Source organism: Phenylobacterium sp., from assembly GCF_030693805.1.
Taxonomy (GTDB): Bacteria; Pseudomonadota; Alphaproteobacteria; order Caulobacterales; family Caulobacteraceae; genus Phenylobacterium.
Window position 1 is genome coordinate 1 of record NZ_JAUXZW010000068.1, and the last position, 14,206, is coordinate 14,206.

At 68.5% G+C, this 14,206-nt stretch carries 20 protein-coding genes; 12 read left to right on the plus strand and 8 right to left on the minus strand.

What is annotated here, in order from left to right:
* Positions 1-179 (minus strand): DegT/DnrJ/EryC1/StrS family aminotransferase (locus tag Q8M88_RS02830; protein ID WP_305594788.1); only part of this gene is annotated, 179 nt, incomplete at its 3' end.
* Positions 172-1,197 carry a UDP-N-acetylglucosamine 4,6-dehydratase (inverting) gene (gene pseB / locus Q8M88_RS02835; protein ID WP_305594734.1) on the minus strand — a complete coding sequence of 342 codons (1,026 nt, stop codon included), beginning with the start codon at positions 1,195-1,197 and terminating at the stop codon, positions 172-174. The genes pseB and Q8M88_RS02830, both read right to left, overlap by 8 nt.
* A 91-nt stretch (positions 1,198-1,288) precedes the next feature.
* On the opposite strand from pseB, the gene Q8M88_RS02840 reads away from it, so the two are divergent.
* On the plus strand, positions 1,289-1,693 hold the full coding sequence (locus Q8M88_RS02840; RefSeq protein WP_305594735.1) for a Tat pathway signal protein: 405 nt from the start codon (positions 1,289-1,291) through the stop codon (positions 1,691-1,693).
* A 34-nt stretch (positions 1,694-1,727) separates the two neighbouring features.
* Here the strand turns inward: Q8M88_RS02840 and Q8M88_RS02845 are convergent, their stop codons facing one another.
* From Q8M88_RS02845 to Q8M88_RS02855, 3 genes are read right to left on the minus strand one after another with little or no spacing between them, the layout of a single operon-like run.
* Complete coding sequence (locus tag Q8M88_RS02845) at positions 1,728-2,504, minus strand: SDR family oxidoreductase (protein WP_305594736.1); 777 nt, start codon at positions 2,502-2,504, stop codon at positions 1,728-1,730.
* Between the two features lie 20 nt (positions 2,505-2,524).
* Positions 2,525-2,830: a 4a-hydroxytetrahydrobiopterin dehydratase gene (locus Q8M88_RS02850; protein WP_305594737.1), complete on the minus strand. Its 306-nt coding sequence runs from the start codon at positions 2,828-2,830 to the stop codon at positions 2,525-2,527.
* Positions 2,827-3,489, minus strand: a complete 663-nt coding sequence (locus tag Q8M88_RS02855; protein WP_305594738.1) for an HAD-IA family hydrolase — start codon at positions 3,487-3,489, stop codon at positions 2,827-2,829. Before Q8M88_RS02855 ends, Q8M88_RS02850 begins: the two co-directional genes overlap by 4 nt.
* A gap of 38 nt (positions 3,490-3,527) precedes the next feature.
* Between Q8M88_RS02855 and Q8M88_RS02860 the strand changes: the two genes are divergently transcribed.
* The 8 genes from Q8M88_RS02860 to Q8M88_RS02895 all read left to right on the plus strand — a co-directional run bounded on the left by Q8M88_RS02860 (position 3,528) and on the right by Q8M88_RS02895 (position 9,893).
* Positions 3,528-3,950 (plus strand): hypothetical protein, encoded by a 423-nt coding sequence (locus Q8M88_RS02860; RefSeq protein ID WP_305594739.1) that lies wholly within the window; start codon positions 3,528-3,530, stop codon positions 3,948-3,950.
* Positions 3,947-4,780: a heme-dependent oxidative N-demethylase subunit alpha family protein gene (locus tag Q8M88_RS02865; protein WP_305594740.1), complete on the plus strand. Its 834-nt coding sequence runs from the start codon at positions 3,947-3,949 to the stop codon at positions 4,778-4,780. Before Q8M88_RS02860 ends, Q8M88_RS02865 begins: the two co-directional genes overlap by 4 nt.
* A 143-nt stretch (positions 4,781-4,923) precedes the next feature.
* Positions 4,924-5,694, plus strand: coding sequence for a hypothetical protein (locus Q8M88_RS02870; RefSeq protein WP_305594741.1), 771 nt, complete (start codon positions 4,924-4,926; stop codon positions 5,692-5,694).
* A 117-nt stretch (positions 5,695-5,811) separates the two neighbouring features.
* Entirely contained in the window at positions 5,812-6,720 is a 909-nt protein-coding gene (locus tag Q8M88_RS02875; protein ID WP_305594742.1) for an NAD(P)-dependent oxidoreductase, read from the plus strand.
* Positions 6,721-6,764: 44 nt separating this feature from the next.
* Entirely contained in the window at positions 6,765-7,262 is a 498-nt protein-coding gene (locus Q8M88_RS02880; protein ID WP_305594743.1) for a hypothetical protein, read from the plus strand.
* A gap of 101 nt (positions 7,263-7,363) precedes the next feature.
* Positions 7,364-8,107 (plus strand): alpha/beta fold hydrolase, encoded by a 744-nt coding sequence (locus Q8M88_RS02885; protein ID WP_305594744.1) that lies wholly within the window; start codon positions 7,364-7,366, stop codon positions 8,105-8,107.
* Between the two features lie 5 nt (positions 8,108-8,112).
* Complete coding sequence (locus Q8M88_RS02890) at positions 8,113-8,874, plus strand: 2-keto-4-pentenoate hydratase (protein WP_305594745.1); 762 nt, start codon at positions 8,113-8,115, stop codon at positions 8,872-8,874.
* Positions 8,871-9,893, plus strand: coding sequence for a cyclase family protein (locus Q8M88_RS02895; protein ID WP_305594746.1), 1,023 nt, complete (start codon positions 8,871-8,873; stop codon positions 9,891-9,893). The genes Q8M88_RS02890 and Q8M88_RS02895 overlap by 4 nt, the downstream gene beginning before the upstream one ends.
* Positions 9,894-10,020: 127 nt before the next feature.
* On the opposite strand, the gene Q8M88_RS02900 is transcribed toward Q8M88_RS02895, so the two are convergent.
* Entirely contained in the window at positions 10,021-10,515 is a 495-nt protein-coding gene (locus Q8M88_RS02900) for a DUF1775 domain-containing protein (RefSeq protein WP_305594747.1), read from the minus strand.
* 119 nt (positions 10,516-10,634) lie between these two features.
* Here Q8M88_RS02900 and Q8M88_RS02905 point away from each other — a divergent pair, with 119 nt between their 5' ends.
* From Q8M88_RS02905 to Q8M88_RS02915, 3 genes are read left to right on the plus strand one after another with little or no spacing between them, the layout of a single operon-like run.
* Positions 10,635-11,423 (plus strand): pseudouridine synthase, encoded by a 789-nt coding sequence (locus Q8M88_RS02905; RefSeq protein ID WP_305594748.1) that lies wholly within the window; start codon positions 10,635-10,637, stop codon positions 11,421-11,423.
* 25 nt (positions 11,424-11,448) lie between these two features.
* Positions 11,449-11,640: a 2-hydroxymuconate tautomerase gene (locus Q8M88_RS02910; protein WP_305594749.1), complete on the plus strand. Its 192-nt coding sequence runs from the start codon at positions 11,449-11,451 to the stop codon at positions 11,638-11,640.
* On the plus strand, positions 11,637-12,464 hold the full coding sequence (locus Q8M88_RS02915) for a polysaccharide deacetylase family protein (protein WP_305594750.1): 828 nt from the start codon (positions 11,637-11,639) through the stop codon (positions 12,462-12,464). Before Q8M88_RS02910 ends, Q8M88_RS02915 begins: the two co-directional genes overlap by 4 nt.
* Before the next feature lie 114 nt (positions 12,465-12,578).
* On the opposite strand, the gene Q8M88_RS02920 is transcribed toward Q8M88_RS02915, so the two are convergent.
* Positions 12,579-13,058 (minus strand): Rrf2 family transcriptional regulator, encoded by a 480-nt coding sequence (locus Q8M88_RS02920; protein WP_305594751.1) that lies wholly within the window; start codon positions 13,056-13,058, stop codon positions 12,579-12,581.
* Between the two features lie 190 nt (positions 13,059-13,248).
* Positions 13,249-14,097 (minus strand): alpha/beta fold hydrolase, encoded by an 849-nt coding sequence (locus Q8M88_RS02925; protein WP_305594752.1) that lies wholly within the window; start codon positions 14,095-14,097, stop codon positions 13,249-13,251.
* Positions 14,098-14,206 lie beyond the last annotated feature (109 nt).

Consider the following 14,206-nt stretch of genomic DNA (forward strand, 5'->3'; position numbering starts at 1 on the left):
GCCGTGCCGTTGGCGCAGGCCACCGCATGCCGCGCGCCGACCACGGCGGCGAAGGCGTCTTCGAAGGCGTCGACGGCCGGCCCGGTGGTCAGGAAGTCGGCGCGCAGGGCGGCGGCCACGGCGGCGATGTCGTCGTCCTCGATGGTCTGGCGACCATAGGGCAGGACGCCGTCAGCCATTGCTGAGCATCGCCAGCAGGCCGTCGCCGGTCAGCCAGTCGTCATTGGTGTCGCTGGCGTAGGAGAAGGCCTCGTCCACCGTCGTGCAGCCGTTGGTGAAGGGACCGCGGGTGTATTCCACGAACGCCGGCTCGATGGCGTAGCGGTCGCCCAGGTCGAGGGTGGTGCGCGCGTCGTCCACGGAGATCATCATCTCGTGCAGTTTCTCGCCCGGGCGGATGCCCACCACCTTGATCGGCAGATTCGGGGCCATGGCTGTGGCCAGATCGGTCATCTTCATGCTGGGAATCTTCGGCACGAAGATCTCGCCGCCGCGCATCAGGTCCAGCGAGGACAGCACGAAGTCGACGCCTTGGTTCAGGGTGATCCAGAACCGCGTCATCCTGGGATCGGTGATCGGCAGTTCGCTCGCGCCCTTATCGATCAGCCGGCGGAACAGCGGCGCGACAGAGCCGCGCGATCCCGCCACGTTGCCGTAGCGCACCACCGAGAACCGCGTGCCGATGTCGCCGGACAGGTTATTCGCCGCGACGAAGGTCTTGTCGGATGCGAGCTTGGTCGCGCCATACAGGTTGATCGGGTTGCAGGCCTTGTCGGTGGACAGCGCCACCACCTGCTTCACCCGGTTGGTCAGGCAGGCCCAGACGACGTTTTCCGCGCCGAGGACGTTGGTGTGGATGCATTCCGAGGGATTGTATTCGGCCGCCGGCACCTGCTTCAGGGCGGCGGCGTGGATGACGATGTCGACGCCGCGCAGCGCCAGCGTCAGCCGCTCGCGGTCGCGCACGTCGCCCAGGAAGAAGCGCATCACCGACAGGGTCGCCTCGTCGAACTGCTCGCGCAGGTCGATCTGCATGTCGCTCTGCTTCAACTCGTCGCGCGAATAGACGATGAGTTTGCGTGGGCGCGCGCGGGTCAGCACGCTCTCGACGAAACGGCGGCCGAACGAGCCTGTGCCGCCGGTCACCAGGATGACCTTGCCGTCGAGGTCTAGCGATGTCGGCGCGAACCGGCCCAAAGCGGGGCTCCGCAATCTGTGGATGTCGGCGCGCACTCTTCGGCCCCCCGCGTAAAGATGGCGCTAACCCTGACGGCCGCACATAGCGGGCATGAACCGCCGCGACATCCTGGCCGCCATCGCCCTGCTCAGCGCCGTTCCGGGCATGGCCGCCGCGAGCGGGAAGAAGGCCGAGAAGAAGAAAGGCGGCGGCGAGTCCTACATCCAGATCCCGTCCCTGACCGCCACGGCGATCCGCCCGAGCGGCAAGCGCGGGGTGTTCACCGTCGAAACCGGCATCGATGTGCCGGACGGGGCGCTGCGCAATCGCGCCGAGCTGAACCTGCCGCGACTTCGGGCGGCCTATGTGCAGGTCGTCCAGACCTACGCTGCGGGCCTGTCGCCGACATCCGCACCCAACGCCGACTTCCTGGCCCGTGAGCTGCAACGCGAGACCGACCGCGTGCTGGGCAGGAAAGGTGCGCGCCTGCTGCTGGGAACGCTCCTGCTCAACTAGGGCGTCGCCACTCGGCGCGGGCCTTGAGCTCGCCTCACATCGCCGAGATGCCGCCGTCCAGCTTGAGTTCGGCTCCGGTCATGAACCGGCTCTCGTCGGACGCCAGGTAGACCGCCGCGTCGGCGACGTCCCGCGGTACGCCGATCCGCCCCAGCGGGACCTGGCGCGCCAGCTTCGCCTCGGCCTCCTCCCTGCCGAACCGATCGCGGATGTCATCGAGGATCGGCGTGTCGACGTAGGTCGGATGCAGGGAGTTCGAGCGGATATCCAGCCCCTGCTTGGCGCAGTGCAGGGCGATGCTCTTGGACAACAGCCACACCCCAGCCTTGGACGTGTTGTAGGCCGGCGCATTGTGCGCGGCGATCAGGCCGGCGATCGACGACAGGTTGATGATCGAGCCCGGCTGGCTCCGGCGCATGTACTTCAGTGCGTGCTTCGACCCCAGAAAGACGGAGTCGACATTGACCTCCATCACCTGTTTCCAGATCTCGAACGACAGGCTCTCGATGTCGCCGCCGAGCATGATGCCGGCGTTGTTGACCAGCACCGACAGCCCGCCCATGGCGTCGTCGGCCTCTTCCAGCGCGAAGATCCACTGGTCCTCGCGGGTGACGTCCAGGGGAAAGGCGAACGCCCGGCCCTCGCCGTGGGACGCGTTGATCGCCGCCGCCTGGGCCTGCGCGCCGGCGTGGTTCAGGTCGGCCAGGCTGACCTGCGCGCCTTCCTCAACGAACCGCTCGGCGATCGCCGCCCCAAGCCCCTGGGCGGCGCCGGAGATGAACGCCTTCTTGCCGTCCAGCCGTCCTGCCATCCGTGTCTCCTTCTTCGCGATCAGGACTTGGCGCCGCTGGACCGCGCGCACTGGTCCATGAACGAGGCCATGATCACGTCGCGCTCGGTGACGCCCTCGACCTCGTGGGTCGCCAGTGTGACGCTGACCTCGCCATAGAGGTTCGACCACTCGGGATGATGCTGCATGGTCTCGGCCATCATCGCCACGCGGGTCATGAAGCCGAAGGCCGCGTTGAACTCGTCGAACTCGAAGGTCCGATGGATGGCGTCGCGCCCTTCCACGGCGTTCCAGCCCGGCAGGCGGGCGAGCGCCGCAGCGGCGCCGATGCGGGCCGGGCGGCTCACGCGGCCACCGCCGCGAAGTCGAGGCCGACCGCTTCGCCCAGTTCGCGCAGCGCCACGTCGGGGTCGCCCACCTTGATCGCCTTCATGCCCAGGGCCGCCGCGGGCTTGCAGTTGATGCCGAGGTCGTCGAGGTAGACGCAGGCGCACGGCTCGACGCCGAGCGCCTCGCACATCATCAGGTAGATCTTCGGGTCGGGCTTGCGCACGCCCGCCTTGGCGCTCTCGATGACCACGTCGAACATCGCCAGGATGTCGCCGATGCGGATGTCGCCCGCCTCACGCTGGCCGGCGTCGGCGCCCGGGCTGTGTTCGGTGCGCATGTTGTTGGTGATGCAGCCCACCTTGAACAGCGGCTTGCACGCCGCGAGCGCCGCCACCATCCGCGGCCTGACCGCGCCGCTCAGCAACGGCAGGATGTCACGGCCGGGCACGGCGTGGCCGAGCGCGGTGGATTCTTCCAGGAACAGACCGTCGAACGCCCCGGCGTCGATCTCCGAGCGCTCGAACCGCGCCCAGGCGTTGGTGTCGGGGTTCAGCGTGTTGACCCTTCGGATCAGGTCCTTCGGCGCCCCGCGCTCGGCCTCGTAACGGGCGAACGCCTCGAACGGCGAGGTGGTGAACACCCCGCCGAAATCCCAGATCACCGCCTCGATCGCCATGCTGTTCCTCACCAACGGCGCGACGCTAGAGACGGCCCATGACGCGCGCAAGGCGTTCGCGCACTGCGCTGATCTGCTATCAGCGGGCGATGCCCCCGTCACTTCTCCTGCACCCCTGGCGCTGGCCGTCCGCGCTCAAGGCCGCGATCTTCGGGACTGCGATCGTCGCCCTGCTGTGGGCCTCGCTCGCGCCAGGCGAGGACGTGCCGGGCCTGGCGCGGTTCTGGGACAAGGCGGAGCACGCCATCGCCTACATGACGATCACCGCCCTCGGCCTGGCCCTCTATCCGGCTCGTTGCAGGCGCCTCGTGGGGGCGATGCTGGTGCTCGGCGCCGGCATCGAGGTGTTGCAGGCGACCATGGGGTTCGGCCGCGACGGCGACTGGCGCGACATGCTGGCCAACATCATCGGCGTGGCCGTGGCCGCGGCGCTGGCCATGATCTTGCGGCGTCGCCCATGAGCCCTTGGGAACAGGCCGCGGATTTCGCCATCGGCCTGCGCCCAATCCCTGCAACGGCGTGGCTGCAGGGCGGGGAGGCGGCGCCCTGGCTGCGCAAGGACCCGCTGTTCGCCGACCACCGCAATCTCGTCTGGGGCGAAATCGAAGGGTCGCGCGATGGCCAGGAGGAGGTCGCCGCGCTGGTCGGCGCGGCCCTGGGCGCGCAGCCGGCGCCCGGCGGCCTGCCGCCGCTGTACGCCGCCGCTCGACGGGTGACCGACGACCTTTGCCTGATGGAGAAGACGGACGGCGCCTGGCGGCTGACCGCACTCAGCCTATCGGCTCCGACCTTCTTCACCGCCGGCGAAGCGCTCGGCTGCTCCCTGGCCGAGTTGCACGGCCCGGTGCCCAGCTTCGGCGATCGGTTCCTGGCCCGCGTGCAAAGGGTGTTCGAAGCCCTGCGTCCCGACGTCGTGCTGGAGCGCCGCAACTGGACCCTGGTCAATTCGCCGGAGCTGTTCGCGCCCGACCCCGCGCCGATGCGTGCGCGGATCGCTGATCTGGCGCCCGCCGATGCGGGGCGAGAACTGCGCATACGCGTCGAGCGCCAGACCCTGCGCCGTCTGCCGCGCACGGGCGGCGCGGTGTTCACCATCCGCGTATCGCTGGAGCCGCTGGCCGCGCTGCTGGCCGACCCGCCGCGTCTCGCGGGCTTCGCTAAGGCTTGGCGAAGCGCCACGCCACAGTTCCGCCAATACAAGCGCCTGGACCTCTACGACGACCTGGTTGGAGATTTTCTTCGCGCAGCGGGTGAAACCTACAGCGTTAACGGCTCGGCATCCTGCAATTAGGGTTTTGGTTTCAACAGACGCGTCCGGAATTCTTCATGCGCCTCCGTCTCGTCCTTCCCTTCGCCGCTCTTCTGGCTCTCGCGGCCTGCGATCAACCAGCTTCGAAAAGTGGTGTCGCCGCGCGTGCGCCGCTGCCCGCGACCATGCCCGCGACCGCCTGCCCGCCGACGCCGGCCTGCCTGCCGCAGACCGCCAAGGCCAGCGGCGGCCAAAAGGCCAGGGCCCACAAGGCGGTCGCGCATCGCTCGGGCAAGGCTGCGGCGACGAAGCGCTCAACGGTCCGTCACACCGCCTACGCCGCGCCTGCCGGGCGCTACGAATACCGCCGCGCCGAGCAGCGCGACCATGACGACCTGGCTGGCGGCCCGCCGCCGCGCGAGCGTTTCGACGATCGCGGCGGCCGTTACGAAGAGCGCCGCTATGACGATCGTCGCGACTCCGGCGTCCGGGTCTATGGCGGCCCGTCGTTCCATGAGCGCGACGAGGTCTACTCCGATCGCCGCTATCAGGACGGCCACGCCTATCGCGGCCAAGCCCAGGAACGCCGCTACGAGCGCGCCGCGCCGGCTGACGACGGCCAGTGGTACGAGGACGGCCGCCGCCGTTACGCGCCGCCGCCGCCGGTCCGCTATCGCGATGAGACTCCCCGCCTGCCGACGCCTGACCGCTATTCCGGCGGCCATAGCTATCACCACCAGGAGTCCGGCCGCACCGCCGGCGGCGTCTATGGCGAGCGCAGCCGTTCGGAAAGCTACTCGGAATCCGAGACCCATCGCAGCTACAGCAGCGGCGGCGCGGTCTATGAGAGCCGCAGCAGCGTGCGAGGCCCCTGCTGTGTCGCCAGCCCCGGCGCCGCCGGCCTCGACGGGAACGGCTTCCTGACCTGGCCGGGCAAGGTCCCCGCGCGACCCTGATCGGCGACGCCCACGTTTTTGAGGTCTTGGTCCGGCCGGCCCGATCTGGCTAGCTGAGCCCGGCGCAGCGTCCGGGGGCTCAATCCCCGGCCGTGGTCGCGCCGGGAGGGACCGCAAATGACGCAGAGCGTGGGTTACATCGGCCTTGGCGCCATCGGCGCGCCGATGGCCGAGCGGATCGCGCTGGCGGGCTTCGACCTGACGGTCTGGAACCGCACGTCGGACAAGATGCGGCCGCTGATCGCCAAGGGCGCCCGGGCCGCAGGCTCGGCGGCCGAGGTCGGCGCAGCCACCGACACCGTCTTCCTCTGCCTGGACAGCGCCTACGCGGTCGAGGCGGTGGTGTTCGGCCCGCAGGGAGTCGCCGCCGGCGGCCGCACGAAGCTCATCGTCGACAATTCCACCCTCCACCCCAAGGTCACCATCGAGATGGCCCAGCGCCTACGCGCCGAGCACGGCATCGGCTGGGTGGACGCCCCGGTGTCCGGCGGGCCGGGCGGCGCCCAGGCCGGGACGCTGGCGTCCTTCGCCGGCGGAACCACCGAGGAATTCGAGCGGGCTCGGCCGATGATCGCCGCCTACTCGGGCACCATCACCCACATGGGCGGCCAGGGCGCCGGCCAGGCGACCAAAATATGCAACCAGGTCATCAACTTCGCGACGATGATGGCCATCGCCGAGGCGTGCAGTCTGTCGCAGTGCTTCGGTCTGGACTCCGACCTGTTGCCCCAGGCGCTGGCCGGCGGGTTCGCGGACTCCAACATGCTCAAGGAGTACGGGCGCGCCAACGCCATCGCTCCCGACCACGGGCTCGCGCGATTGATGAACTCGTTCGCCGGCTTCATGCAGGGCCGCATCGATCCCAGTTACGCGGGGCGCATGCAGATCGCGCTGAAAGACGTCGGAATCGCCATGGATATGGGCCGCGAGGTCGGCAGCCCGATGATGATCACCGGCGTGGTCGACAACGTTATGCGCGTCCTGCACTACCAGAAGCCGAACGGCGAGCGCCCGCCCGCGACCTGACACGCGGCGCGCGGCTCGAGAGCGTCAAGGAGTCGCGTACCAGTATGAGCCCAGAGCATCGGGCCCGCGTCGAGGCGCTAAATCGTCAGCTCCTGCAGCATGACAGCGCCACCGAGACCCTGGCCAGGTGGCGCGGCGTGGCGTGCGCCGAGGTGAGCGCCTGCCGCATCGGCGACGACGAGCGTGCGGCCGATGCAGAGACCCGCGCCCTGCTCGAAGTCGGCGACGGGGACCTGGTTCGCCATCGCCGAGTCGAGCTCCTGGTCGATGGAACGATCCTGTCGGAGGCCGACAACTGGTACGTGCCCGCGCGCCTGACGCCGGAGATGAACCGGTGTCTGGATGAGAGCCGCACGCCGTTCGGCGCGGTGGTTCGGCCGCTCGGTTTCCGCCGCCGCACGCTGGACGCCGAGATCCTGGCGGGCGCGCCGGGCCCCTACATCATCCGCCACCGCGCCGTGCTGGTCCTGGCCGACGAAACGCCGATCAGCCTGGTGGTCGAGGGCTACACCCGGGCGTTGCTGGACGTCGCCGCAGGTTGACGCCATGTGACGTCCATCTGGCCAGGGCGGTGATACGCCCCTAAGGTTCGACCATTCGCGGGCTCACACGCGAAACAGACAAGAATCCATGGGAGGCGACGATGCCTGAGGCGATCATCAACGGCTTGCAGCACTATTGGGAGGATCACGGCGAGGGCGAGCCGTTGATCATGTTCCATGGCGCCTCGCAGTCCAGCGTCTCCCTGGCCCACCACGCCCTAGCTCTGTCGAAGACCCACCGGGTGATCGTGCCGGACATGCGCGCCATGGGCCGCAGCGCCCACGTCAGCGAGATGCCGCCGTCGGCCTGGATCGACGACGCCAAGGCCCTGTTGGATCACCTGGGCCTGCAGCGTGTGCATGCCTTCGGCATCAGCCTGGGCGCCCGCGTCGCCCTGCGGCTGGCCATCGATCATCCGGCGCTGGTGAAAACCCTGACGCTGGAGTTGCCGATCATCGCCATGGAGGGCGCCACCAACACCGCGCTGAACGTCAACCTCGGCTCGTTCGGCAACCTGCCTGAAGCCGACCAGAAGATGCGCGAGGACCAACACGGGACCGACTGGCGAAACGTCCTGGCCAACTACATGAGCATCCGCAACAAGCCGGAGCTGCAGGACCACTACAGCCTGCGCGAAACGTCCAAAGGGGTTCGAGTCCCGACCCTGATCCTACGCGGCGACGAGCGTGAGGTGGTCCACCCTCTGGGTCATTGCTTCGAACTGCACCAAAATATTCCCGGATCCTGGCTGTGGATCCGCCCGAACACCAATGGCAGCTCGCTGAACGCGGCGCCGGAAGAAGGCTATGCCCTGATGCGCGCACTGATGGCGAACGGACAATGAGCACCATGGACCCCCGCACTGTCACCCTGCTGGCCGCCGAGCGCGAGCGCCGCGAGATCGATCGCATCGATCCCCAAGGCCTGGTCGGCGAAGACGAGGCCTACCGCCTGCAGTTCGAAGGCATCGCCGACAAGCTCGCCCGCGGCGAGCAGATCGTCGGCCTCAAGACCGGCCTGACCAGCAAGGCCAAGCAGCAGACCATGGGCGTGCTGCAGCCGATCCTGGGGCACCTGCTGGGCTCGGGCCTGGTGTCCAACGGCGGCGTCGTCGACACCAAGCCGCTGATCCATCCGCGCGCCGAACCGGAGATCGCGTTCCGTCTGGGCCGCGACCTGAACGGCCCGACCACGGTCGCCCAGGCGAAGGCCGCCGCCGCCACGGTGATGCCGGCGCTGGAAATCATCGACAGCCGCTTCAAGGACTTCAAGTTCGGCCTGGGCGACGTGATCGCCGACAACACCTCGGCCGCGCGTGTCGTGCTCGGCCCGGAGACGCCGGTCTCCAGCGACTACGAGCTCAAGCTGGTGGGCATGGTCTACAGCAAGAACGGTGAGGTCATGGCCACCGCCTCTGGCGCCGCGATCCTGGGCGATCCCTGGGAAGCTCTTGCCTGGCTGGCGACGCGGGCCTCCGAGCTCGGCCGACCGCTGAAGGCTGGTCAGGTGGCTCTGGCCGGCGCGCTGACCGACGCGGTGTTCGTTCATCCGGGCGACGCCGTGCGGCTGGAGTTCGACAGGCTGGGCGTGCTCGATGCGAGCTTCGCGTGACCCGGCGCTGGAAGGTCCGCCCTGAGGGCGCCAACTGGGGTGAATTCGGCGACGACGACCAACTCGGCCGTCTGAACCTGATGACGCCCGAGAAGGTGCGCCAGGGCGTCGCCGAGGTGCGCGAAGGGCGCACCTTCAGCCTCAGCCTGCCGCTGGACCTTCCGGGCGGGGCGGTGCTCAACCCGTCGCGCCATCCGCCGCAGCTTCGCCCGACCACGACGCCGGCGGGGGAGATGAATTTCCTGCGGCCGTTCCGTGAGGCCTATAACACCACCGAGGTCGTCTGCGACGACATGGTGACGCTGTGCCTGCAGTACTCCACCCAGTGGGACGCGCTCAGCCACGTCGGTGCGCAGTTCGATGCGGACGGCGACGGCGAAGCCGAGACGGTGTTCTATAACGGTTACCGCCCGGAAGGCCTGTTCCTCACCCCTGCCGACAACCCGCAGGGAGCCTCCAGCGCCGGCGCGCTGGGCATCGAGAACGCCGCCGTTCACGGCGTGCAGGGCCGTGGCGTGATGGCCGACGTGCGCCGCGCGTTTGGCGACGGGCGCCACAGCGTCGGCTATGACGACCTGATGCGGGCGCTGCAGGCGCAGGGCGCGGAGGTCGAGCGCGGCGACGTGCTTTGTGTCCATACAGGCTTCGCCGAAGCGATCGTAGAGATGGCCGGGGCGCCGGACAAGGCGCGGCTGGACGCCTGCGGCGCGGTGCTGGACGGCGCCGATGCGCGGCTGCTGCGCTGGATCGACGACAGCGGGATCGCCGCCATCGCCGCTGACAACTATGCGGTGGAGGCCCGCCCGTACGAGCACGCAGGCGACGGTCGCCACGCCCTGCTGCCCTTGCACGAACTCTGCCTGTTCAAGCTCGGCCTGCCGCTGGGCGAGCTATGGTGGCTGACGCCGCTGGCCGATTGGCTGGCGGCCAACGGTCGCAGCCGTTTCCTGCTGACCGCGCCGCCGTTGCGCCTGCCGGGCGCGGTGGGATCACCGGTCAATCCGATCGCGACGGTCTGAGCGAGATCGTTGCTTGTGGAGAGGGCGAAAGCCCCCTCCGACCTCGCCTCGCAGGGGAGGTGGCGCTTTGCTCCTCCCCTGTGGAACGGGGGAGGTGGCGCGCCCCGCAGGGGCGTGACGGAGGGGGTTAGTGCGCGGCCGCCGCCGGCGCAGGGGCCGTTTCCGGCGCAGGCGTCAAGGTGACGATCGGTCCTGGCGTCTTCGAACCCTTGGGTCCGCTCCATTCCACCACCGTGCCGTCGGCGTAGGTCTGGTTGAATTTCCAGGCCAGGGTCGCGCCTTCCTTCGGGTTGATCGCGATGATCCCGAACTCGGCGTAACCATCGACCGGCACCTCGCCGGTCCACACCGCCGAGACTATGGCGCCCGACGCGTCGCGGGTGGTCTCGACCTTCCAGCCGCATTTGTCCTCGAAGCTGCTGATCTTCAGCCCGGCCGGGAAGAAGCCCTCGACCTTCACTGTCGCGGTCTTGCGCTCGTTGGGCACGCGCATGACGTACTTCTCGCGCACGCCCAGCGGCGATTCCTTCGGGCCGATGGTGACGTGGGCCTGGGCGACAGTGGCCACCGCGAGCACGGCGCCGGCGGCGAGCAGCCAGGTCGAGCGGCTGAACAAGGACATGGGGCTGCGTCTCCGATTGGGTTGGGTGATCGCGAAGAAGCCTAACTGTGTCGCCGCATCGCCACAATGCGGAGCTGCGCAGGTCTGGACAGGGTCGCTGCGGCGCGCGATGCACGGCCATGGCCTGGACCCGCCGCTATGACGAAGCCGAACCGCAGCGGGTCAACCGCTGGCTGGCCCAGAACGGCGTCTGCTCGCGCCGCGAGGCCGAGAGCCTGATCGCCCAGGGCCTGGTGAGCGTCGACGGCGAGCGCGTCGACGACGTGGGCCGCAAGATCCTCCCCGGCCAGACCCTGACCCTCTCCGACCGCGCCGAGGCGCTGCTGGAGGCGACGCTCAGCGTGGTGATCCATAAGCCGATGGGCGTGGTCTCCTCCCAGCCGGAAGGCCAGCAGATCCCGGCCGTGCGGCTGCTGACCCGCGAAACTCTGTGGGGCGAAGCGACCACCATTCCCGGTTCCGCCAACCGCCTGGCGCCGATCGGGCGGCTCGACATGGATTCGCGTGGGTTGCTGGTTCTGACCGAGGACGGCGTGCTGGCCAAGGCGGTGATCGGGCCGGCGTCCGAGATGGAGAAGGAGTACCTGGTCCGGGTCGCTGGCGAGATCAGCGAGCGCAAGCTGAAACAGCTTCGCCACGGCCTGCAGCTCGACGGCCGTCAATTGCGCCCGGCGCGCGTCGACCGCATGGGCGACCAGCAGCTTCGTTTCATCCTGCAGGAAGGGCGCAACCGCCAGATCCGCCGTATGTGCGATCTGGTCGGCCTGTCGGTGGTCGACCTGTTGCGCGTGCGGATCGGGCCGTTGACCCTGGGCGATCTGCCGGAAGGCCGATGGAGGCCGTTGACGCAAGCTGAGCGAACGGCCTTGCTGTCGACGCCCGCGCCGGTCCGCCAGCGCGAGAGCTAACCAGAAAACGCCGGGAGGAAGCCGCATGCCTGTCGCCATCGTGAACCTGATCGAAGGCCGCTCCGTAGAGAAGAAGAAGGCGATGATCATCGCCGTCACCAAGGCGATCTCGGAATCGCTGGACGCGCCGGTCGAGTCGATCCGCGTGATCATCCAGGAAGTCCCCAGCACCGATTGGGGCATCGCTGGAAAGACCGCCAAGGACATGGGGCGTTGAAGCCGCCCAGGATCGAGGCCTGGCCCAACGGCGGCAAGATCGCGGTCATCGTCACGGTGATGTACGAGACCTGGCCGGCGGGGAAATCGCCGCCCTATTCGCCGATGGCCAGCCCGTTGCGCGACGGCGTCGTCGACCTGCAGGGCATCTCCTGGGCCGAATACGGCGGCGAGACCGGGGTCTGGCGCCTGGCCAAGGTGCTGGCCGACGCCGGCGTCAAGGCGACCTTCGCGGTCAACGCCCACGCCATCGAGCGCTATCCCGACAGCGCCCGAGCCCTGCACGCCCAGGGTCATGAGATCGCCGGCCACTCCTATACGCAGGACCAGCTGGTGGCCTATATGCCGCCTGACCAGGAGCGCGCGATGATCGACCGCTGCGGCGAGATCATCCAGGGCGTCACCGGCGCGCGTCCGCTGGGCTGGGCCAGCCCGCGCATGACGCCGACGCCGCTCACCGCCGAGATCCTGGCCGAGCGCGGCTATACCTGGCACGGCGACTACAACGACACCGACCTGCCGTATGTGGTGACGACGCCGAAGGGCGACATCGTCGCCCTGATGCACAGCGACTTCACCGACAATCGGGTGCTGCGCGGCAGCCCCCGGGATTTCCTCAACGTCTACTGCGACACCTTCGATTTCCTGCGCACCAGCGGCCAGGCCGAGATCATCAACCTGACCCTGCACACCCACTTCGGCGGCAGGCCGATGATGGCCTCGATGTTCGCCAAGATCCTCAGCTACTTCCAGCAGCCGGGCGATGTCTGGTTCGCCCGCCACGATGAGATGGCCGAGTTCGTGCTGGGCAAGGCGAAAGGGTGAGGGGCGACGCGGCTGCGTCTAAATGCCTGCTATTTAGTATGAGTGAGAAAGGCGAGTTCTGGCGCGGAAACCCGCCGGAAATTCTAGACCCACCCTACAGCACGGCTGACACCGTCAGGCCTGTTCGACCGGGCGGGGCGGGCCGTCCAGCAGCTCGTCTTCGTCGATCAGCAGCGGATCGGCGAGGCCGGCGAGGGCGTCGGCGAGGGTCGTGCGATCGAGGATCTCGGACACTTCGTTGCGCACGCGCGACATGATCCGACGCAGGATGCAGGCGCCTTCGTCGTGGCAGTCGTCACAACGGCGGTAGAAGTTGCGGCTGGCGCAGGGGATCAGCGCCAGCGGGCCGTCGGTGATGCGGATCACATCGCCGAAGGTGATCAGGTCGGCGGGACGCGCGAGCTTGTAGCCGCCCATCTTTCCCCGCGCGCTTTCAACGAGATGGGCGCGTCGCATGTCGGACATGATCGCCTCGAGGAACTTCCGCGGGATGTTCTCCTCGGCGGCGATGGCGCTGACCTGCCGCGACCCCTGCTCCAAACGGGCGAGGTTGATGAGCGCCTTCAGTGCATAGCGGCCGCGCTGCGAAAGCATCCGTCGTCCACCCCCGCCGCGGGTGCGTGTCCGCGGCTCCCTTAGATTTTCTCGTGAAAGATAGTTGATCGCCTAAGCGCCGACGAGCGCGCGGCCTTCCACGAGGGCAGTTTGTGCATGAATCCATTGTCAGACGCAGAAAAACTAGCGGTGGCTGGCGCTGCGCAGCGGGTTCGCCCGGCCTTAGCCGCTACGCGTTCAGTCCGTGCCTGATGAACTGGGCGACCATGCGGTTGAAGCTCGCAGCGCGCTCGATCTGCACCCAGTGGCCGGCGCCGGCGAAGCTGTGCAGGTCCGAGTTGCGGATCAGCCGGTTCAACCGCACCGAGGTCTCCAGCGGAATCACACGGTCGAAGGCGCCGTGGAGGATCAGCACCTCCTGGGTGATCGCGGCGATCTGGGCCTCGTCGCTGGCCAGCATGTCGAGCGCGTTCTGCCGCGGCGCCTGGCCGAAGGTCGCCGCATAGGGCGCGTACGACTCGGGACGCGAGCTCGCCTGGTGGCGCATCTGCACCAGCTCCTCGGTGATCCGGCTCTGGTCGTAGACCAGCCGCTCGATCGCCTTGCGCATATTCTCGAGGCTCGGCTGATAGCCCCAGAGGTAGTCGAGCGACTCGCTGATCGGCGACTTCAGGCCCACCGAGCCCATCAGCACCGCGCGCTCCACCCGGTCGGGGTGGGCGACCATTAGCGCGATCGCCATGCCGCCGCCGAACGAGTTGCCGACAACGCTGACCTTGTCGAGCTTCAACGCATCCAGCACGCCGACGAGCTGGCGGGTCCACACCGCCTTGTCGCGCACGCCGCCGGCGATCGCGCCGCTATAGCCGAAGCCCGCCAGGTCCGGGGCGATCACCCGGAAGTCCTTCGCCAGGACGGGGATGTTGCGCGACCAGTTGGCCCAGGCGCTGACGCCCGGCCCCGATCCATGGATCAGCAGCACCGGCGGCCCTGCGCCGTGGTCGTGGTAGTTGGTCGAGACGCCGCCCGCCTCCAGGGTCTTGCCGATTTCGGGTTGGCTGACTTCGGTCTGGCTCATGAGGCTTGCTCCCGTCACAGGCGGCGACGTTAGCAGGTCAAAGCTCGCGCGACGACCTCGCCATCGGGCGCCGGACCCGATTGATGCGGGATATGCGCCGGTCCATGAT